The organism is Anaeromyxobacter sp. Red801 (genome assembly GCF_049201065.2).
Lineage (GTDB): Bacteria > Myxococcota > Myxococcia > Myxococcales > Anaeromyxobacteraceae > Anaeromyxobacter.
This window is the reverse complement of the sequence record NZ_CM181236.1, coordinates 1177949-1198843: the sequence shown is the minus strand read 5'-3', so window position 1 is coordinate 1198843 and position 20895 is coordinate 1177949. Positions and strand designations below refer to the sequence as shown.

At 74.4% G+C, this 20895-nt stretch carries 11 protein-coding genes and 2 pseudogenes; 5 read left to right on the top strand and 8 right to left on the bottom strand.

Translation table 11 applies throughout. From position 1 onward, the window contains the following. Positions 1-11 precede the first annotated feature (11 nt). The gene (locus tag ACOQFB_RS05440) at positions 12-980 is read right to left on the bottom strand and encodes a quinone oxidoreductase family protein (protein WP_059437240.1); all 969 of its coding nucleotides are present in this window, start codon (positions 978-980) and stop codon (positions 12-14) included. 106 nt (positions 981-1086) lie between these two features. Between ACOQFB_RS05440 and ACOQFB_RS05435 the strand changes: the two genes are divergently transcribed. Continuing rightward, entirely contained in the window at positions 1087-2328 is a 1242-nt protein-coding gene (locus ACOQFB_RS05435; RefSeq protein WP_421608899.1) for a hypothetical protein, read from the top strand. Here the strand turns inward: ACOQFB_RS05435 and ACOQFB_RS05430 are convergent, their stop codons facing one another. Next, positions 2329-3378, bottom strand: coding sequence for a 2-oxoacid:ferredoxin oxidoreductase subunit beta (locus tag ACOQFB_RS05430; protein WP_421608898.1), 1050 nt, complete (start codon positions 3376-3378; stop codon positions 2329-2331). A gap of 2 nt (positions 3379-3380) precedes the next feature. After that, entirely contained in the window at positions 3381-5219 is a 1839-nt protein-coding gene (locus ACOQFB_RS05425) for a 2-oxoacid:acceptor oxidoreductase subunit alpha (protein WP_421608897.1), read from the bottom strand. Positions 5220-5466: 247 nt separating this feature from the next. Between ACOQFB_RS05425 and ACOQFB_RS05420 the strand changes: the two genes are divergently transcribed. Continuing rightward, positions 5467-7149, top strand: coding sequence for a pirin family protein (locus ACOQFB_RS05420; protein ID WP_421608896.1), 1683 nt, complete (start codon positions 5467-5469; stop codon positions 7147-7149). 75 nt (positions 7150-7224) lie between these two features. Here ACOQFB_RS05420 and ACOQFB_RS05415 read toward each other — a convergent pair whose 3' ends face one another. The 3 genes from ACOQFB_RS05415 to ACOQFB_RS05405 form a co-directional block, all read right to left on the bottom strand. Next, positions 7225-10671 (bottom strand): pyruvate carboxylase, encoded by a 3447-nt coding sequence (locus ACOQFB_RS05415; RefSeq protein WP_421608895.1) that lies wholly within the window; start codon positions 10669-10671, stop codon positions 7225-7227. 311 nt (positions 10672-10982) lie between these two features. Further along, positions 10983-11384: a bacteriohemerythrin gene (locus tag ACOQFB_RS05410; RefSeq protein WP_059438736.1), complete on the bottom strand. Its 402-nt coding sequence runs from the start codon at positions 11382-11384 to the stop codon at positions 10983-10985. A gap of 61 nt (positions 11385-11445) precedes the next feature. Beyond that, positions 11446-11847 (bottom strand): bacteriohemerythrin, encoded by a 402-nt coding sequence (locus ACOQFB_RS05405; RefSeq protein ID WP_059438735.1) that lies wholly within the window; start codon positions 11845-11847, stop codon positions 11446-11448. Positions 11848-12107: 260 nt separating this feature from the next. Between ACOQFB_RS05405 and ACOQFB_RS05400 the strand changes: the two genes are divergently transcribed. From ACOQFB_RS05400 to ACOQFB_RS05390, 3 genes and pseudogenes are all read left to right on the top strand, one after another. Then, a complete protein-coding gene (locus ACOQFB_RS05400; RefSeq protein WP_059438734.1) occupies positions 12108-15746 on the top strand; it encodes a DUF3683 domain-containing protein in 3639 nt (1212 codons plus the stop codon). Between the two features lie 131 nt (positions 15747-15877). Further along, positions 15878-17226, top strand: a pseudogene (gene gdhA, locus ACOQFB_RS05395) (NADP-specific glutamate dehydrogenase). 474 nt (positions 17227-17700) lie between these two features. Then, positions 17701-18085 (top strand): annotated as a pseudogene (locus tag ACOQFB_RS05390) (HNH endonuclease); the annotation flags it as partial. Here the strand turns inward: ACOQFB_RS05390 and ACOQFB_RS05385 are convergent. Next, entirely contained in the window at positions 18084-18350 is a 267-nt protein-coding gene (locus ACOQFB_RS05385) for a hypothetical protein (protein ID WP_494492487.1), read from the bottom strand. The pseudogene ACOQFB_RS05390 and the gene ACOQFB_RS05385 overlap by 2 nt on opposite strands. Positions 18351-19422: 1072 nt before the next feature. After that, a complete protein-coding gene (locus ACOQFB_RS05380) occupies positions 19423-20832 on the bottom strand; it encodes a GAF domain-containing protein (RefSeq protein ID WP_421608892.1) in 1410 nt (469 codons plus the stop codon). Positions 20833-20895: the final 63 nt, after the last annotated feature.

The window sequence follows — 20895 nt, the reverse complement described above, 5'->3', positions numbered from 1 at the left end:
CGCACCGCCGGCTACGGCTCGAGCACGAGCGAGCCGGTGGTGGCGCGCGCCTCCAGCGCCCGGTGCGCCTCGGCCGCCTGCGCCAGCGGCAGCGCCCGGCCGACCTCCACCTTCACCGCCCCGCTCCCGACCACCTCGAGCAGCTCGGCGGCGCTGCGCTCCAGGTCCGCGCGGCGCGCCACGTAGGTGAACACGCTCGGCCGCGTGAGGAACAGCGAGCCCTTGCGCGAGAGCAGCAGCGGGTCCACCGGCGGCACCGGCCCGGAGGCGTTGCCGAACGTGACCATCATGCCGAGCGGCCGCAGGCAGTCGATCGAGCCGGCGAAGGTGGTCTTCCCGACCGAGTCGTACACCACCGGCACGCCCTCGCCGCCGGTGAGCTCCCGCACCCGCGCCACGAAGTCCTCGCGCGTGTACACGATGACGTGGTCGCAGCCGTGCGCGCGCGCCAGCGCCGCCTTCTCGTCGCTGCCCACCGTGCCGATCACGGTCGCGCCGAGCGCCTTCAGCCACTGGATCGCGATGAGCCCCACCCCGCCCGCGGCCGCGTGCCACAGGACCGTGTCGCCGGCCTTCACCGGATAGGTGCGCCGGATGAGCACCTGGGCGGTGAGCCCCTTCAGCATGGCGCCGGCGGCGGTGCGGTCGGAGATCGCGTCCGGCAGGCGCACCAGCCGGTCCGCCGGCACCACCCGCGCCTCGGCGTAGCACCCCGGGCCGCCGACGAACGCGACCCGGTCGCCCGGGCGGACGTGGTCCACGCCCGCGCCCACCGCCTCCACCCGCCCCGCCGCCTCGACGCCCAGGCCGGACGGGAGCTGCATCGGGTACAGGCCGGAGCGGTGGTACACGTCCACGAAGTTCACGCCCGCGGCACCGATGCGGAGCCGGGCCTCGCCCGGCCCGGGATCACCGACCGTCACATCCTCCAGCTTCAGGACCTCGGGGCCGCCGTGCTCGTGGAACCGGATCGCGCGCATGCGTCCGTCCTAACCCGCCCGGCCCGAGTTCGCAGCGCCCGGTTCGCCGCAGGCGGGGCGGGCAGGCGGGCAGGCGCGGGCGGGGCGGCGTGCCGAGATTCGGCCCGTGCGCACCGCCCTCCCCGCCGTGCTCGCCCTCTCGCTCGCCTGCGGAGGGGGCGGCCCCGCCCCGACGCCGGCCGCGGCCCAGCCCCCCGCGGCGCCGGACCCGGCCCCCGTGCCGCCGTCCGCCGCGCCGTCGGCCGCCCTCACCATCGAGCGGCTCGACGCGGCCGGCGAGTGCGCCGGGCTCGTGCCGCAGGACGCGCCCGAGCCGGTGGCCATCTCGCGCGACCTGCCGGCGGGCGCCACCTGCGGCCCCGCGCTGTCCGACGGCGCAGGGCAGGTGGCGGCCTCCGCGCGCGACGCCGCCGGCGGCGCCAGCTGGCAGGTGTTCGACGCGGCCGGCGCGCCCGGCCGCACGTTCCCGGCCTGGCCGCTCCTGGCGCAGCCCTCGGGCTGGCTCGGCCTGGTGCAGGACGACGCCGCGCCCGGCGGCCCGGCGGTGCGGGTGATCGCCCTCTCGGGCGACGGCGCCCCGCTGCGCGCCGAGACCGTGTCGGCCGATCCGGCCGAGGCCGTGCTGCGCGGCGCCGGCCTCGCCGGCGACCCCTCCGGCGGCGCGCTCGCGCTGGTCGCCGACACCGCCGTCGCCGGCAACCACTGGAGCGCGCTCCACGCACAGCGCTTCGACGCCGCCGGCGCGCCGCGCTGGGACGCCCCGGCCCGCCTCGGCGCGCGCAGCGAGCCGGACGTGACGTTCCTGGTGGGCGGCGTCTCCCGCGGCGGCGAGGCGCTCGCGCTGTGGCAGCGGTCGGCGTCCGTGGACGTCGCCTGGCTGGGTCCCGACGGCGGCGCGCTCGCCGCCGCCGAGCTGGTGGAGGGCGCCGCGGCGCTGACGGGCTCGGACGCGCCCCGGCACGACCTCGAGCTGGTGCCGCTCCTCGACGGCGCGCTCGCGCTGCGCGCGGACGGCGCCTTCCGGCGCGTCTACCCGCGCCTCGCCACCGCGAGCGCGCCGCTCCCCGGCTGGCTGGCCGGGCGCGCGGCCTGGACGCTGCGCCTCACGCGCGGCGACGCCGGCTACGCGCTGCTCCCGCCGCCCGGCGAGGCCGCGGCCGACTGCGCCCAGGCGGTCGAGCTGCGCGCGCCCTCGGGGCGCCTCTGCGGGCGGATCTGGCTGCGCCGGCCCGGCGCCGGCGCCTGCACCACCGGCGCGGTGGAGCAGGGCTGGGATGGGACGGTGGCGCAGCAGGACGCGCAGGGCGCCTGCCGCTGGCGCGTCTGGCCGCGGCTGCTGGCGCGCTGATCAGCGCAGCGACGCCATGATCTCCTCGAGCACCGCCGGCGGCGGCCGCACCCGCGCCTCCGGCAGCGTCGCCAGCGGCGCGTCCACCGTCCGGAGCTGGTCGGTCAACGTGGCCGCCTTCGCGTCCACGAAGAACACGCCGGTCAGCACCTCGCCGCGCGCGGACGCCTCCATCAGCCGCGCCACCGCGCGGGTGCGGTCGCGCGGGTCGAACCCCTCCTCCAGCTTCCGGAGCCGCAGGTGCGCGCCGTCGTGCAGCTCGACGTCCACCGTGGTGCCGGGATCGTAGTCCACCGCCACGTCCTCGTGCGCCGGCACGTACGACAGCTCCTGCAGCGGCGCGTCGTGCTCCTTCACGTAGGCGAACGAGCGCGTCGAGCCCTCGTGGTCGTTGAAGGTGACGCAGGGCGAGAGCACGTCGAGCATGGCGGTGCCGCGGTGCGAGATGGCCGCCTTGAGCATGGCCGAGAGCTGCCGCTTGTCGCCGGAGAAGGAGCGGCCGACGAAGGTGGCCCCGAGCTGGATGGCGAGCGCGCAGGTGTCGATGGGCGGCAGCTCGTTCGCGACGCCGCTCTTCAGGCGCGAGCCGACGTCGGCGGTGGCGGAGAACTGGCCCTTGGTGAGGCCGTACACGCCGTTGTCCTCGATGACGTAGAGGATGGGCAGGTTGCGCCGCATGAGGTGCGCGAACTGGCCGATGCCGATGGAGGCGGTGTCGCCGTCGCCGGACACCCCCACCCCGACCAGCGTCCGGTTCGCGAGCAGCGCGCCGGTCGCGACCGCCGGCATGCGCCCGTGCACGGCGTTGAACGCGTGCGAGCGGCTCATGAAGTAGGCGGGGGTCTTGGACGAGCAGCCGATGCCGGAGAACTTGGCCACCCGCTCCGGCGGGACGCCCAGGTCGAACATGGCCTCGAGCAGCCGCTCGGAGATGGAGTTGTGGCCGCAGCCGGCGCACAGGGTGGTCTTGCCGCCCTTGTAGTCCGCGAGCGCGAGGCCGAGGCGGTTCTGCCGCGCGGCGGCGCCGCCGGGGGGAACGGGAGCGGCCATGGTCACCTCGCCTCCTTCGCCAGCAGCTCGTCGGTCACCGAGCGCGCGTCGAGCGGGAGCCCGTGCACGTGGGCGATGCCGCGCAGCCGCGGCACCAGCTCGGTGGGGAGATCCAGCTTCAGCAGCGCGGCGAGCTGCCCGTCGCGGTTCTGCTCCACCACGTAGACCCGCTCGTGCGCGCGCACGAACGCCTCCACCTCGCGCGAGAACGGGTAGGCGCGGACGCGCAGGTAGTCGGTGTCGAGGCCCGCCTCGGCGGCGAGCTGCGCGCGCGCCTCCAGGATGGCCGGGTGCGAGGACCCGTAGGCGAGGATGCCCACCGGCGCCGTCCCGCCGCCGTGCCGCTCCGGGGCGGGCAGGAGCGCCCGCGCGCCGTCGAGCTTCCGCGCCAGCCGCGCCATGTTCTCCTCGAAGACGGCCGGGCTCTCGCTGTACGCCGACGCGTCGTCGTGGCCGGTGCCGCGCGTGAAGTACGCGGCGCGCGGGTGATCGGTGCCGGGCAGCGTGCGCCAGCCGATCCCGTCGCCGTCCACGTCGCGGTAGCGGGCGAAGCCGCCCAGCCGGTCGAGGTCCTCCTTCGAGAGCACCTTGCCGCGGTCGAGCGGGCGATCGGGGTACGGGAACGGGTCGGCCATCCAGTTGTTCATCCCCAGGTCGAGGTCGGTCATCACGAACACCGGGGTCTGCAGCCGCTCGGCGACGTCGAACGCCGCCACGCCCATGGAGAAGCACTCCTCGACCGAGCCCGGGAACAGCAGCACGTGCTGCGTGTCGCCGTGCGAGAGGAACGCCGTGGAGAGCACGTCGCCCTGCGACGTGCGGGTGGGCAGGCCGGTGGACGGCCCGACCCGCTGCACGTCGAAGATCACGACGGGGATCTCGGCGTAGTAGGCGAGCCCCACGAACTCGGCCATGAGCGAGAGGCCCGGGCCGGCGCTCGCGGTCATGGCGCGCGCGCCCGCCCACCCGGCGCCGATGGCCATGCCCACCGCGGCGAGCTCGTCCTCGGCCTGGACCACCGCGTAGGTGGCCCGGCCGTCCGCGTCCACGCGGTGCTCGCGGAGGTGGCCGATGAGCGTCTCGACCAGCGAGGACGACGGGGTGATCGGGTACCAGGCCACCACGGTGACCCCGGCGAACAGCGCCCCGAGCGCCGCCGCGGAGTTCCCGTCCACGATGATCTTCCCCGCGGTCGCGTCCATGCGCCGGACCGAGAGGCGGTCGCGCTTCTCCAGCGCGCCGGCGTGCTCGAAGCCGGCGCGCGCCGCGGCCACGTTCAGCTCGCGCGCCTTCGCCTTCTGCCCGAACACGCGCCCGATGGCGCGCTCGACCTCGGCCGCCTCGATCCCGAGCAGCCGCGCCAGGACGCCCACGTACGCCATGTTCCGGAGGAGCTTGCGGAGCCGGGCCTCGCTCGCGACCGGCGCGACCACCTCGTCGAACGGGACCGGGTAGAACACGAGGTCGTCGCGCAGCGAGGCGAGACCGAGCGGCGCGTCGTAGACCACCGCCGCGCCCGGCGCCAGCGCGCGCACGTCCTCGCGCGCCGTGTCCGGGTTCATCGCCACGAGCAAATCGATCTCCTTCTTGCGCGCGACCCAGCCGTCCTTCGAGGCGCGGACCGTGTACCAGGTCGGGAGCCCGGCGATGTTGGAGGGGAACAGGTTCTTGCCCGAGACCGGGATGCCCATCTGGAAGAGCGCCCGGAGCAGGACGGTGTTGGAGCTCTGCGAGCCCGAGCCGTTCGCGGTGGCGACCTGGATGGAAAAATCGTTGACGAGCGGGGAAGCGGCCGCGCGGCCGCCCCCCGCCTCCGCCGCTGCAGTGGTGTGCTCGAGCATGGCGCTCCGGGTGCACGAGAGGTGACGGACCGGAGATAACGGGGCGCGGGGGCCGCGCCAGCCAGCCCCCGGGTCGGTCCCGCTCCGCGACCCGCGCGGGCATCCCGTGCCCGCGTCTCGCGCGACCGTGCCGGCGCACTGGCCCCCCGGTCAGGCCCCCGCGCGCCCGCTCGACCCGGACCGCGCCCGCGGGCATTCCTGCGCGGCCCCGTGCCCGCACCTCGCGGGCGGGCCCGAGAGGACCACCGTGACCCGTCTGCACCTCAGGACCTTCGCCTCCCTCGCCAGCGCGGTCGCGCTGGCCGCCTGCTCCGGCGCCGGTGGCGACGCCCCTTCCGCCGCCCTGCCCGCCGTGGGCGCGCGCGGGGGCACCGGCCGCACCGCCGGCGGCGGCGCCGGCGGCGCGTTCATCGTGTCCGTCACCCCCGGCAGCGGCGCCGCGGTCCGCCCCGGCGTCGCGCCGCCCGGGCTCGCCATCCCGACGGTGCCCGCGCCCGACCTGGGCGCGAACCCGCGGACCATCGCCGCCGACACCGCGCTCGTGCCCGTCGCGGGCGAGATCCTGGGCGACGACGGCGCGAACCCGGCGACCGGCCTCTGGGTGAAGGCCGGGGCGACGCTCACGCTGGATCCCGGCGAGTCCTTCGAGGCGTACGTCGCGGTGAGCGGCGCGATCCGGGTGGACGGCACCCTCCGGACCCCCGTCCTCGAGGCCGACCGGTCCACCGCGGCGATCTCCCTCCGCGCCGCGGCGCTGCACGTCTCCCCGAGCGGCCGGATCGACGGCACGCCCCCCGACTCGGCCGGCGACGGCCTCGCGTCGGGCGGCGTGATCGTGCGCATCAGCGGCGCCATCGTGAACGCCGGCGCCATCCTCGCGCGCGGCGGCCGCGGCACCGCCTCCGGCGGCCACGCCGGCGAGCTGGACCTCGGCTCCTCGAACGGACCGCTGGTGAACACCGGGACCATCGACGGGTCCGGCGGCGAGGGCGCCGACGGAGCCGGCGGCTACGCGATCGCCGCCTCGCTGTGGGGCATCTGGGGCGAGGGAGGCACCTGCGACGCCCACAACACCGGCCGCATCCTCGCGCGCGGCGGGAACGGCACCAGCGGCGGCGGCGACGGCGGGTACGTGTACCTGTCCGGCTGCGGCGTGGGCGACACCTTCAGCGCAGGCGAGCTGGACGCGTCGGGCGGCGCCGCGACCGTGGACGGCCCCGGCGGCGGCGCCGCGGTGGTGTCCCTCGAGGCCTCCGACGGGCGGGCGCTCGCGAGCGGCGTGCTGCGGGCGCGCGGCGGGCGCGCGCAGAACGGGCCCGGCGGCACCGGCGGCGCGGTGGACGTGTACGCCACCGGCTCGACCGACGCGGTGCGCGCGGTGGTGCTCGCCCAGCTCGACGCGGGCGGAGGCGACGGCACGGTGGGCGGCGACGCCGGCGCGGTGGTGGTGCGGCAGGAGGGCTTCGCCGGCGGCGACGTGCGGGTCGAGGTGGGGACCGGCGCGGTGGACACGGGCGGCGGCGACGGCGCCGACGGCGGTGGGAACGCCGGCTGGATCGGCGTGGACGGCGCGAGCGCGCCGACGCTGGCGCCGGCGGCGGCGGCGGTGCCAGCGGACGGCATCCAGATCGAGGCCGCGCTCCGCGCCGCCGGGGGCGCCGGCGGCGCCGGCGAGGGCGGCGTGGGCGGCCACGTCCAGCTGTGGGGCACGCAGGTGGCCTGCGGCGCGGTGAACGTGGACGGTGGCGCGTCGGCCGCGATGGCGGGCGGCATCGGCGGGTCGATCGACCTGGCCTCCTCGGCCACGGCGACCGCGGTGACGGCGCCGCTCACCGCGCGCGGGGGCGCGGGCACGCCGGCCGGCGCGGCCGGCGGGGTGACCATCGACGGCGAGGCGAAGACGCTCGACGGCGGGGTGTACCGGCCGTAGTGCACGGACGGGGGTGAGGGGCGGCTCCGCGCGGGGGCCGCCCCTCACGTTCGACGGCGCGGCGGGCCGCGCGCCTCAGCCGAGGACGACGAGCAGGTCCTCCTTCTCGACCTTGTCGCCCTCCTTGAAGCGGACCTCGGCGATGCGGCAGTCGCCCTTCGCCTTGACGTTGGTCTCCATCTTCATCGCCTCGGTGACGAGCAGCACCGCGCCGGCCTTCACCTCGTCGCCCGGCTTCACGTTCACCTTCAGCACCTTGCCCGGCATCGGCGCGCCCACGTGCGCCGGGTTGCCGCGCTCGGCCTTCACGCGCGCCGCGGAGGCCTGCGTGGCCGACTGATCGCGCACGTTGATGGTGCGCCCCTCGCCGTTCAGCTCGAAGATCAGGTCGCGGGTGCCGTCCTTCTCGAGCTTGCCGATCGAGACCAGCTTCACGATGAGCGTCTTGCCCGGCTCGATCTCGATGCTCGTCTCCTGGCCCGGCTCGAGGCCCCAGAAGAACACCGGCGTGGGGACGACCGAGGTGTCGGAGAACGTCTCGCGGTGGCGCGAGAGCTCCGGCCAGACGTTCGGGTAGAGCAGCCAGGACACGAGCGCCTTGTCGTCCACCGGGTGCCCCACCCGCTCCGCCGCCTTGCGCCGCTCCAGCTCGAGGTCGGCCGGCTCCAGCAGCTCCCCGGGCCGGCAGGTGATGGGCTCCTGCCCGCGCAGGATGACCTGGCGCAGCCGCTCCGGGAACCCGCCGTGGAGCTGGCCCAGCATGCCGCGGGCGAGCCCCACCACCGACTCCGGGAACGCGAGGTCGTTCGCCTTCTCGGTGAACAGGTCCTCCGGCTCGAGCCCGTTCTTCACCAGGAACATGGCCATGTCGCCGACCACCTTCGACGACGGCGTCACCTTCACGATGTCCCCGAACAGCAGGTTCACCTTCCGGTACATGTCCTTGCACTCCTCCCACCGGTCGAGGAGGCCGAGCCCGGCCACCTGCGGCTTGTAGTTGGAGTACTGGCCGCCCGGGATCTCGTGCCGGTAGACCTCGGCGGTCCCGCTCTTCAGCCCCGACTCGAACGGCGCGTACCAGTCCCGCACCGTCTCCCAGTAGTTCGCGAGCTGCTGCAGCCCGTCGCGGTCGAGCTTCGGATCCCAGGCGCTCCCCTCCAGCACCGCCGCGAGCGAGTTCAGGTTCGGCTGCGCGGTGAGGCCGGAGAGCGGCGAGAGCGCCGCGTCCACCACGTCCACGCCGGCCCTGGTCGCCTCGAGCAGCGTGGCGGAGGCCACGCCGGAGGTGTCGTGCGTGTGGAGGTGCACCGGCAGGCCCACCGCGTCCTTGAGCGCCTTCACCAGCCTCGCGGCGGCGAACGGCTTCAGCAGCCCGGCCATGTCCTTCACCGCGAGGAAGTGGGCGCCCATCCGCTCCAGCTCCTTCGCCAGCTTCACGTAGTAGTCGAGCGGGTACTTGTCGCGCCGCGGGTCGTCGATGTCGCCCGTGTAGCAGACGGCCGCCTCGCAGACCTTGCCCTGCCGGCGCACCGCCTCCATGGCGACCTGCATGCCCCGGGTCCAGTTCAGCGCGTCGAACACGCGGAACACGTCCACGCCGGAGCGGGCCGCCTCCTCGACGAAGCGCTCCACCACGTTGTCCGGGTAGTTCGTGTAGCCGACCGCGTTCGAGCCGCGGAGCAGCATCTGGAACAGGACGTTCGGGATCTCCTTGCGCAGCTTGTGGAGCCGCTCCCACGGATCCTCGCGCAGGAAGCGCATGGCCACGTCGAACGTGGCGCCGCCCCACATCTCCAGCGAGAACAGGCCCGCGCCGAGCACGCTGGTGGCGGGCGCGACGCGGAGCATGTCGTGCGTGCGCACGCGGGTGGCGAGCAGCGACTGGTGCGCGTCGCGCAGCGTGGTGTCGGTGAACAGCAGCCGCTTCTCGGCGAGCACCCAGCGCGCCAGCCCCTCGGGCCCGCGCTCCAGCAGGATGTCCCGGGTGCCCTTGGGCCGCGGCCGCGACAGGTCCACCCTGGGCACGCGCGGCTCGCGGATCTCGGCGGGCCGGGTCGCGCGCGACACGCCGGGCGAGCCGTTGACGGTGACGTCGGCGAGGTAGCGCAGGAGCTTGGTGCCGCGGTCCTTGCGCTCCGACCGCGCCAGCAGCTCGGGGTGGGCCTCGATGAAGGAGGTGTCGCAGCGGCCGGTCAGGAACACCGGGTGGCGCATCACGTTCTCGAGGAACGCGATGTTGGTCTTCACGCCGCGTACGCGGAACTCCTGCAGCGAGCGGTCCATGACGTGCGCCGCGGCGTCGAGCGTCAGGCCCCAGGTGGTGATCTTCACCAGCAGCGAGTCGTAGTGCGGCGTGATCACCGCGCCGCCGAACGCCGAGCCGGCGTCGAGCCGCACCCCGAACCCGCCCGGCGACCGGTACGCCTTCAGCACCCCGTAGTCGGGGGCGAAGCCGTTCTGCGGGTCCTCGGTGGTGATGCGGCACTGCACGGCGAAGCCGCGCCGCTGCACGTCCTGCTGCCGCGCGATGCCGATCTCCGGGTCGGAGAGGCGCTTGCCCTGCGCGACCAGGATCTGCGCCTGCACCAGGTTCCGGCCGGTGATGGACTCGGTGACGGTGTGCTCGACCTGGATGCGCGGGTTGACCTCGATGAAGTAGTGGTGCCCCTGCTGGTCCACCAGGAACTCCACCGTGCCGGCGTTCCGGTAGCTCACCGAGCGCGCGATCTTCAGCGCGTCGCCGCAGATCGCCTCGCGCTGCGCCTCGCCGAGCGCGAGCGAGGGCGCGAACTCGACCACCTTCTGGTGGCGGCGCTGGATCGAGCAGTCGCGCTCGAACAGGTGGACGAGGTTGCCGTGGTGGTCGCCCAGCACCTGGACCTCGATGTGCTTGGGGCGCTCGATGTAGCGCTCGAGGAACACCGCCGGGTTGCCGAACGCGGCGCGCGCCTCGCTGCGCGCCGAGACCAGCCCCTCCAGCAGCTCCTTCTGGTTGCGGGCCACGCGCATGCCGCGGCCGCCGCCGCCGGCGCTCGCCTTGATGATGATGGGGTACCCGTGCTGCTTCGCGAAGATGAGCGCCTCCTCGTCGTGGAGGATGGGCTCGGGGGTGCCGGGCACCACCGGCACGCCGGCGGCCTGCGCGGCCTTGCGGCCGGCCACCTTGTCGCCCAGCCTGCGCTGCATCTCGGAGGTCGGGCCGACGAACGCGATCCCGGCCCGCTCGCAGGCCTCGGAGAACTCCGGGTTCTCCGAGAGGAAGCCGTAGCCGGGGTGGATCGCGTCCACCTCCAGCCGCCTCGCCAGCTCCACGATCTCCTCGATGCCGAGGTACGCGTCGATGGGCGGCTTGCCCTTGCCGACGAGGTACGCCTCGTCGGCCTTGTAGCGGTGCAGCGAGAGGCGGTCCTCCTCCGAGTAGATCGCGATGGTCTGGATGCCGAGCTCGGTGCAGGCTCGGAAGATCCGGATCGCGATCTCGCCGCGGTTCGCGGCCATCACGCGCTTGAACGGGATCGTCATGTCGGGCTCCGGGACGACGTAGCGGCGCGCGCACGCGAGGCGCGCGTCGTTGGCGAGGTGGAGAGTCGATGGCGATCGCCGTCCGCTCTGGGGCGGGCGAGGAACGGGGCGTCGAGGATCAAGTCGGGCGTCACGGGCTCGGCTCGGTCCAGCGGTTCGGCGTCGGGCTGGGAAGTGGAGCACAGCCTGCCGCACCGTGTCGAGGGGCGTCGGAGGGCGGGCGACCGATTCCCCGGTCGGCGACCGGAGCGGTCCACGACACCGCAAGTGAAGGGCGCCGCGCCGGGGCCGGCGGCGGCGCGAGCGCTCCGCTAGCCGCGCGCCAGCAGGTAGCGCCCGAGCTCCTGGTCCACGCCGGCGATGTGCCGCCGGAGCCAGTCGGAGATCCAGTTGTGCAGCGTCAGCGCGGCGAGCGGGCTGGCGCCGCTGCGCTGGACCTCGCCCGCCAGCTCCTCGAAGTCGCGCCGGAAGGCGTCGTGCGCGGCCTTGTGCGCGGCGTACTCCGGGAACCCGGCCGCGCGCATCTCCCGCTCCTCGGCCTCGAAGTGCTCGATCACGTAGTCGGCGAGGAACTCGAGCAGCGGCTGGACCTCGGAGCGATCGCCCGCGCGCAGCGCCACGATGAGGCGCGCGGCGCGGCGGAAGAGCTCCTGGTGCTGGGCGTCGATCTCGGCCACCCCCACCGAGAGCGACGGCGTCCACTCGATCACCATGGCGGGCCCAGTATCCCCGGTCGCGGTCCCGGCCGCCACGGGCGCGGCGCCGCAGCCCCGCTCACCGGGTTCCCCGCAGGTGCCGCGCCAGGTGGGCGTCGGTCGCGCCGATGTGCGTGGCCAGCCAGTCGGCGATCCAGGTCTCCGCCCGCACCGCGATGCCGGCGCTCGGCCCGGCCCGCTCGAACAGGTCGCGCAGCGCGTGGTACTCGCGCACGAAGCGGTCGTGGGAGGCCTTGTGCACGGTGAGGCCGGGGAACGCGGTCTCCGACATGAGCCGCTCCTCGTCCGCGAAGTGCTCGACCACGTAGCTGCCCAGGAACTCGAACAGCGGGCCGACCTCGGCGCGATCCCCGCGCGCCAGGGCCTGGACCAGCGACTCGTACCGGCGGAACAGCTCCTGATGCTGCCGATCGATCACGTCGTGACCGAGCTCCAGCGCCGGGCTCCAGCGCGTGCTCATCAGGCTTCCCCCTCGACTCCCCCGGCCGGCACAGTCCCCCGGACGACGCATTCGGGGTAGTCCCTCGTCCCGGCGACCGCGCCCTCCTGTCCCCAGGCATGCGCGCGCGCGAAAAGCTTGCCGGCTCCGCGGCGCGCGAGGTGGAGCCAACCCCGCGAAAAAGCAGGGGCTCCGCCAAAGACGCGCGGCACGAAAGCTGCTATCTTCGCCAGTTCCGCTCCACATGGGGGCGTGGAGCCCCTCCCGAAGGCACCTCGACGATGACGGCCAGCACCTCACCCCGCGAGATCCCGTTCAACTACACCTCGGCCGACGACCGCCAGGCCATCTCCCACCTGCTCGGTCCGCACGTCTGGCAGAAGCTGGAGGAGCTCCGCGGGCTCCGCGTCACCGGCCGCAGCGCGCGCCTGCTGATGCGGTTCTTCGGCGAGATCCTCATCCACCGGCGCAACCCCTTCCTGTTCCAGGAGCTGGTCGAGTCCCGCGCCCGGCGCCGGCGCTTCTTCGCGAACATCGAGACCGACCTCGGCCTGGTCGAGAAGAACGCGAACGGCGAGGCCCGCGTGCTGGAGGTCCTGTCCGAGAGCCGGCAGCTCCTCGTGGCCTTCCGCCAGGAGGTGGACGGGACCCCGGAGCTGCGCCGCCGGATGCTGCGCGAGCTGGGCCCGGTGGTGGGCAAGGACGCGGTGCTCTTCGACCCGTTCACGCTCGTGTCGCACGCCACCGACGCCACCGACTGGCGCCTGCACCTGCCGGTCGCGGTGGTGATGCCCGACGACGAGCGCCAGGTCGCGCCGGTGCTGGCGGGCATCGCGCGGCTGGGCCTGAAGGCCATCCCGCGCGGCGGCGGCACCGGGCTCACCGGCGGCGCGGTGCCGCTGCGGCCCGGCTGCGTGGTGGTGAACACCGAGAAGCTGAACCGGATCCGCGGCGTCTCGCAGCGCGCCTTCACGCTGGCGGACGGCCGGACCGCGGCCGCGCAGGTGGTGGACCTCGAGGCCGGCGTGGTCACCGAGACGGCCATGGAGCACGCCGCCGCGCGCGGCCTGGTGTTCGCGACCGACCCCACCAGCGCCTGGGCCTGCACCATCGGCGGCAACATCGCCGAGAACGCCGGCGGCAAGGACTGCGTGCAGTGGGGCACCTGCATCGACAACCTGATCTCGTGGCGGATGGCGATGCCGTCCGGCCGGCTCTGGACGGTCCGGCGCACCGATCACCAGCTGCGCAAGATCCTCCCGGAGGACACCGTCACGTTCCAGGTGTCCGACCAGGACGGCGCGGTGGTGAAGACGGTCGCGCTGCGCGGCGCCGACGTCCGCAAGAAGGGGCTCTGGAAGGACATCACCAACAAGGCGCTGGGCGGCGTGCCGGGGCTGCAGAAGGAGGGCACCGACGGCGTCATCACCTCGGCGGAGTTCATCCTCTACCCCGAGTTCGAGGTGAAGCGGACGCTGTGCCTGGAGTTCTTCGGGCCGGACTTCGACGAGGCCTCGCGGGTGATCCTCCAGCTGGCCCGCGCGTTCCCGTTCCCGAACGACGGCAAGGAGACGCTCACCGCGCTGGAGCACTTCGACGACGAGTACGTCCGCGCCATCGACTACAAGGTGAAGGCCGCCCGGGCCGACACGCCGCGGGCGGTGCTGCTCATCGACGTGGTGGGCCACTCCGCCGAGGAGGCGGCGCGCGGCGTGGGCAGCATCCGCGCCATCCTCGACGAGCACCCCAACACCGAGCTGTTCGAGGCGCGCGACGCGGCCGAGGGCAAGCGGTTCTGGGCCGACCGCAAGAAGCTGGGCGCCATCGCCCGGCGCACCAACGCGTTCAAGATGAACGAGGACATCGTCCTCCCGCTCGACCAGCTGGCCGGGTTCGCGCGGTTCGTCGAGGACATGAACGTGGAGGAGGAGCGGTACGCGCAGGGCCGGCTGGTGGACCGGGCCGAGGAGCTGCTGCGGACCACCGAGCCGCCGCGCGAGGACCCGGAGTGGCTGGCCGGCAAGATCCCGGCCGCGCTCGAGCGCTGCGCCCGCGCCCGCGACGCCATCTCGCGCGCCGGCCCGAAGGACCTGCGCGCGCTGGCGCTGCTGGAGGACTTCCGCCGCGACCTCGCCAAGCTGATGCGCGGCTGGCCCGAGCTGACCCGCGCGGTGGACCGGGCGCACCAGGAGGTGCGCGACCGGCTGGTGGTCCTCGCCACGCACATGCACGCCGGCGACGGCAACGTCCACGTGAACATCCCGGTGCTGTCCAACGACCGGCCCATGCTGCGGCGGACCGAGCACGTGCTCGACGTGGTGATGGAGAAGGTGGTGTCGCTCGGGGGCGTGGTCTCCGGCGAGCACGGCATCGGCATCACCAAGCTCAAGTACCTGGAGCCGGAGCGCATCGAGGAGCTGTCGGCGCACCGCCGCGACGTGGATCCCGGCGGGCTGATGAACCCGGGCAAGCTCGAGGACGTGGACGTGCTCGACCGCGTCTTCACGCCGTCGTTCAACCTCCTCGAGCTGGAGGCGCGCATCCTCCAGCACGGCCAGCTGGAGGAGCTGGCCCGCGCCATCGCGCACTGCGTCCGCTGCGGCAAGTGCAAGCCGGACTGCTGCGTGTACCACCCGGCGCGCGGCATGTTCTTCCACCCTCGCAACAAGAACCTGGCGATCGGCTCGCTCATCGAGGCGCTGCTCTACGACGCCCAGCGCAAGCGCTCCACGCGCTTCGAGCTGCTGCGGTGGCTGGAGGAGGTCGCCGACCACTGCACCATCTGCCACAAGTGCCTGAAGCCCTGCCCGGTGGACATCGACTCGGGCAAGGTGTCGATCCTGGAGCGCGAGATCCTGGCGAGCTGGGGCTACAAGCACTCGACCGCGGCGACCCGCGCCACGCTCGGCTACCTCGACAGCCGCTCGCCCACCTACAACCGGCTGTTCCGCTCCACCGTGGTGCAGATCGGCGGCGCGCTGCAGCGGGCCGGCTGCGAGGTGACCGCGCCGTTCCAGCCGAAGGACGCAGCGCCGCGGCTCTACCCGCTCCAGCTGCTGCGCGCGCCCATGCCGCCGGCGCCTCCGGAGACGCTCCGCGACGTCATCCCCGCCTGCGAGCAGGACCAGGTGCTGGTGTTCGAGCCGGGCGGCGGCGCCGAGGCGGAGCGGACCGTCTTCTACTTCCCGGGCTGCGGCTCGGAGCGGCTCCAGTCGCACATCTCGATGGCCGCCCTCCACGTGCTCACCCAGCTGCGCACGCGGGTGATCCTGCCGCCGCCGTTCATGTGCTGCGGGTTCCCGCAGCAGGTGAACGGGAAGGCGGACACGCACTCGCAGATCATGCTGCGGGACACCATCCTGTTCAGCCAGATCCGCGACATGTTCGCGCACCTGCAGTTCGACGGGTGCGTCGTGACCTGCGGCACCTGCCGCGAGGGGCTGGCGGAGATGGAGGCGGGCCAGCTCTTCGGCGGGCGCCTCGTGGACGTCACCCGGTACGCGCTGGAGCGCGGCCTGAAGCTGGAGGGCTCCGGCGACTTCCTGTACCACGCGCCCTGCCACGACTCGCTGGACGGCAAGGCGCAGGAGGTGCTGGTGAAGCTCGGCGGGTTCGGCAAGGTGGAGGCCGTGCCGCACTGCTGCTCCGAGGCCGGCACGCTCACGCTGTCGCGGCCGGACATCACCGACGCCATGCTGCACCGCAAGCGCGCCGCGTTCGCCGAGGCGCTCGAGACGCGGCCCGGCGGCGCGACCGTGCTCACCAACTGCCCGTCGTGCGTCCAGGGCCTCGGCCGCAACGCGCCCATGGGCGTGCAGCCGAAGCACCTCGCCATCGCGCTGGCGGAGCGGATCAGCGGCCCGGGCTGGCTGGAGCTGTTCCGGTCGAACGCGGCGCGCGCACACGCCGTGCATTTCTGACGCGGCGGCGCCCGGCGCTCCCTCGATCGGATCAGTCGATTTCCGGCGCCGGCCCCTTCTCAGGTGCCTGCGGACCGTGCAGACTGCCCGATCTTCGAACGCGGGATCGCGCCCGCAACGAAAGGGAGAGCATGTCCAACAAGATGGATGAGAGGCTGGAGTCGATGTACCAGGACGTGCTTCGCCGCAACCCCGGCGAGGCCGAGTTCCACCAGGCGGTGCGGGAGGTGCTCGAGACGCTCGGGCCCGTGCTCGCGAAGTACCCCGAGTTCCGCGAGCGCAAGATCATCGAGCGCATCTGCGAGCCGGAGCGGCAGATCATCTTCCGCGTGCCGTGGCAGGACGACCGCGGCGAGGTCCACGTCAACCGCGGGTTCCGCGTCCAGTACAACAGCTCGCTCGGCCCGTACAAGGGCGGCCTGCGGTTCCACCCGTCCGTCTACCTGGGGATCATCAAGTTCCTCGGGTTCGAGCAGATCTTCAAAACGCCCTCACCGGCCTGCCCATCGGCGGCGGCAAGGGCGGCTCCGACTTCGACCCGAAGGGCAAGTCGGACAACGAGATCATGCGGTTCTGCCAGAGCTTCATGACCGAGCTGTGGCGGTACATCGGCGACACCACCGACGTGCCCGCCGGCGACATCGGCGTGGGCGGCCGCGAGATCGGCTACATGTACGGTCAGTTCAAGCGCCTCACCTCGCGGTACGAGGCGGGCGTGCTCACCGGCAAGGGGCTCGACTACGGCGGCTCGCTGGTGCGCACCGAGGCGACCGGCTACGGCGCGACGTTCTTCGTCGAGGAGATGCTGAAGGTCCGCAAGGACTCCTTCGAGGGCAAGCGCTGCGTGGTGTCCGGCTCCGGCAACGTGGCCATCTACACCATCGAGAAGATCACCCAGCTCGGCGGCCGCGTGGTCGCCTGCTCCGACTCGAACGGCTACATCATCGACGAGAAGGGCATCGACCTCGACCTCGTGAAGCAGCTGAAGGAGGTCGAGCGGCGGCGCATCAAGGACTACGTCGAGTACCGCGGCCACGCCCGCTACGTCTCGGGCGGCAACATCTGGGAGATCCCGTGCCAGGTGGCGATGCCGTCCGCCACCCAGAACGAGATCAACGGCCACGACGCCAAGACGCTGGTGAAGAACGGCTGCATCGCGGTCGGCGAGGGCGCGAACATGCCCACCACGCCCGAGGGCATCAAGGTGTTCCTCGACGCGAAGATCTCCTACGGGCCGGGCAAGGCCGCCAACGCCGGCGGCGTCGCCACGAGCGCGCTCGAGATGCAGCAGAACGCGACCCGCGACAGCTGGACCTTCGAGTACACCGAGAAGCGGCTCGCGAACATCATGAAGAACATCCACCAGAACTGCTACGAGACCGCCGAGGAGTTCGGCGCCCCGGGCAACTACGTGGTGGGCGCGAACATCGCCGGCTTCATCAAGGTGGCCAAGGCGATGGTGGCGCACGGGCTGATCTGAGGCGCCGAGCCGGATCGTGTAGCGAGACGGCGGCGACCGAGAGGTCGTCGCCGTTTCCTTTTGTGGTGGCATTGGCGGGCTACGAGGGTGCGGCGGGGGTCGGGGGCGGTGCTGCGGGCCGGAGCCGGGGCTGCGGGGATCGGCTTACGGAGAGACCTGAGGGCGTGGCGCGGGGCGCGGGTCCTGCGCGAGGCGGGTGCGGGCGGAGCGGCGGAGCGCGGCGGCGCCCATTTGTCTCACAGTGAACGCTTGACGGGATCGGGGCTCGGGGCGGCTTTCGCGAACTGACACGCCGTCGCGCAGGGTCTCCGCGCATGCGCAGGGCGTCGCCGTGGCGCGCGTTCGTGAGCCGAGGGGTCGCGGCACCCCGGCCGCGTTCTCTCGTCCTGGGCCATCCTCGTGCGTTTTCACGGAGCACGAAGTCCGCGTGCGATGCTTCGTGCAGACCCCGCATCGCCGGGACCCCCACCGGTCGTTCTGTTTCATGCGCATGAAACGCCTGTGCCCAGCCGGGTCGAGGCCGCGGGTCATTCAGAGTCCGCTCGCACAGAGTCCGCTCGCACAGAGTCCGCTCGCAGTGAGCCTGTCGAACTGCGAGCGGGTGACGCCAGCCGCGAAGCCCAGCTCGGTGGACTGGCTCGACGGGGATTCGGCTCGCATGCACCTCACGGTGTCGAAGGCCTTCCTGAAGAAGCTCGACGCCGCCCGCGATGCGCTCTCCCATTCCATGCCCGGCGCCTCCCGCGAGGACGTCCTCGAGGCGGCGCTCGACCTCCTCCTCGCCGACCGCGCCCGGCGCAAGGGGCTCTCGGCGAAGCCGCGGCGGAACGTCCGCCCGTCGAAGCCGGACCACATCCCTACCGCTTCGGCAGCGTGATCGGCACCTCGATCCGCACCGGCTCGCCCTCGAAGCGGGGGAACGCCATCTGGCGCGCGGCGGACTTCAGGCAGGCGCCGAGCTCGGTGGAGCCGATCGTCACGTCGTCGAAGGTCGGGTAGGTGGCCGCGCCGGCCGGCGTGATGGCGACGCGCAGGTTCACGGTCCGTCCATCGAGCGCCAGCCCGCGGCCGGGCCGGGCCTCGGCGAGGCAGGCATCGAACCGCGGGCGCGAGGTCGCGATCACCTGCTGGATGCGCTCGGGCGTGAGGCCGCCGGACGTCGCCGGCGGGCGCGGGGGCGGCTGGGGCAGCCGCGGGCGCGCGGGACGGGCGCGGCGCCTCCGGGGCCGGGCGGGCGGGTTGCGCGCGCTCGGGCGCGGGCGGAGGCTCGGCCTGCGGCGTCGCGGTGCCCGGGGCCGGGGCGGCGCCTGGGGCGGGCTCCGCGGCGGCAGGCGCCTGGGCCGGACCGGGCGCGGGCGGCACGGGCGCCGGCGCGGCCTCGGGCGCCTTCGCGGCGGGCGCGCTGGCGGGCGCGGGCGGACGGGACGGCGCGGTGCGGCCGGCGCCGCGCCACACCGCGACCGCGACGATCGCCAGCATCACGAGCACCCCGAACCCGATGAGCTTCAGCGGCGCGCCGCGCTGCTCCGACGGCGGGCGGGGAAGATCGGGGACGCGGGGCGTGGGCAGCGGCGGCGCCGCCGGAACGGCGGGCTCGGGCGCCGGCGCGGGCAGCTCGCCGCTCGCGTCGTCGCCGGACGGCGGCGGGCCGGAGCGCGGGCCGCGGGCGAGCGGCAGGCCGGTGCCGTCCCCGAGCGACCCCTCCTCGAAGAGATCCACGTAGCCGGCGTCGGCGGGCTCGGGCTCGGCGCGCGGGGCCGGGCCGGGCGGCGCCACGGAAGTACGCGGTGCGGCGCTCGCCTCGTGGGCCTCGGGGAAGAGTGACTCGAGCGGCGGCGGGGGCTCGACGGGAGGGAGGGGCTCGGGCTCGGGTGGCGGCGGGGGTGGGATCTCGACGGCGGTGACGGTCGGCACCGGCGTCGGCGCCGATGGCGGCGGCGGGGCGGGAGGGACCGCGGCACTGCGCGGCGGCGCGCCGGGCGGCGCCCCGGCGGCCGGGCCCTTCAGCACGATGACGTGCCCGCACGCGCGGCACTTGAGCTTGTACACGCGGCCCGGGACGGGCGTGTCCGCGGTCGCGTACCGCTTGCCGCACCGGTCGCAGGAGAATTTCACGCGCGGATCCTACCGGCGGGGTCGCGCGCCACGCAAGCAACGGTCCCTGTCGCATGCCCGCGGGACCGTGCCGCGCCCGGGCTATCCCTCGCCTTCCTGCCGCACCATGACGCCCGCGCCCACCACCTCCCCGGCCACGGCCACCGCGAACCAGGTCGCCCGGAACCGCCGCGTGGCGCCCGGCTCGGAGGGCAGCTCCCCGACCACCACCTCCTCGAACGCGCCGCCGCCCTCGACGACGCGGCCGAACGCCGCGGCGAGCTGCTCGCCGGGCAGGCCCGGCAGGATCTCGGCGGGCATGCGCCCGAGGTGCGCCTCGACCGGCAGCCCGTTCAGGCGCGCGAGCCGGTCGTTCACGCGCACGTACCGCATGGCGCGATCGAGCAGCCCGAGCCCCACCGGCAGCGACGCGAACATCGCGTCCAGCGTGGCGGCACTCCACTGCGCGTCCCGGCGGATCCGCTCCGCCGCCTCGTACAGCCGCGCGCGCTCGAGCGCCTGCGCGCACGGGACCGCGAGCATGCGGACGAACAGCCGATCGTCCGGGTCGAACCGGCGCGGCCCCGGGAACGCGACCGAGATCGCGCCCAGCGGCTCGCCGCCGGCGAGGAGCGGGACCACGGCCCAGGCGCCCTCCCCCCGCGCCCGCCGACCGGCCTCGAGGTTGGGGAAGCTGGCGTCGATGGCCTCGGGCGACTCGAGCCACAGCGCCTTGCCGCTGCGCACCACGTCGGCGGCGGGCGCCGGCGCCCCGGGCGCGTCCGGCTCCGCCCCGGGCTCCGGCCCGTGCCGCGCCACCCGCACCAGCCGGTCCGGCGCCTCGAGCGCGTGCAGCTCGGCGGCGACCGCACCGATGGCCGAGAGCCCGCGGAACGCCGCGTCCGCCACGGCGCCGGGCGTGGCCGCGCCGGAGAGCGCCGCGGTGGTCGAGAAGATCTGCCTCAGCCGCTCGGCCTGCCTGCGCTGCCCCTCGTGCAGCCGCGCCCGCTCCATCGAGAGCCCGCACTGCGTCGCCACCGCGGTGACGAGCGCGCGCTCCTCCGGGTCGAACGCGCGCGGCTCCTCGAAGCGCAGGCCGAGCGTGCCGCGCGAGCGATCGGTCGCGAGCGGGATGGCCGCGAGCGCGCCGGGCAGGTCGGCCCCGTCCGCGGCGCCGAGCCCCGGGAAGCGATCGCGCAGCTCGGCGCCGGTGCGAACCCACACCGCGGCGCCGGTGCGGAACGCGTCGGCGCTGGGGAGCCGCTCGTCCACGCGGATCACGCGGCGGCGCGTCGTGAACGCCGGGTCGAGCCCCACCGCGTGCACCAGCTCCAGCTCGCCCGGCGCGCGCTCCCAGAAGATCGTCGCGGCGCTCGCGCGGAGCAGCGGCAGCGCGAGGCGCTCCAGCGCGCCGGCCACGGCGTCCGAGGAGGCCGCGGCGCCCAGCGCAGCGGTCACCTCCTGCAGGCGCTCGAGCCGCTCCAGCCGGAGCCGGTCCTGCGACGGACGCACCGTGAATCCTCCTGCCCGCGAGCCCCCACCCTTAGCAGGCTCGCCCCGGGCGGATGCGGTTCC

Excerpts from the sequence above, each read along its gene's own strand:
- ACOQFB_RS05400 (WP_059438734.1), top strand. The coding sequence starts at position 12,108 with ATGACGGCCAGCACCTCACCCCGCGAGATCCCGTTCAACTACACCTCG.
- ACOQFB_RS05410 (WP_059438736.1), bottom strand. The coding sequence starts at position 11,384 with ATGGTGATCGAGTGGACGCCGTCGCTCTCGGTGGGGGTGGCCGAGATC.
- ACOQFB_RS05425 (WP_421608897.1), bottom strand. The coding sequence starts at position 5,219 with ATGCTCGAGCACACCACTGCAGCGGCGGAGGCGGGGGGCGGCCGCGCG.
- ACOQFB_RS05430 (WP_421608898.1), bottom strand. The coding sequence starts at position 3,378 with ATGGCCGCTCCCGTTCCCCCCGGCGGCGCCGCCGCGCGGCAGAACCGC.
- ACOQFB_RS05415 (WP_421608895.1), bottom strand. The coding sequence starts at position 10,671 with ATGACGATCCCGTTCAAGCGCGTGATGGCCGCGAACCGCGGCGAGATC.
- ACOQFB_RS05405 (WP_059438735.1), bottom strand. The coding sequence starts at position 11,847 with ATGAGCACGCGCTGGAGCCCGGCGCTGGAGCTCGGTCACGACGTGATC.
- ACOQFB_RS05440 (WP_059437240.1), bottom strand. The coding sequence starts at position 980 with ATGCGCGCGATCCGGTTCCACGAGCACGGCGGCCCCGAGGTCCTGAAG.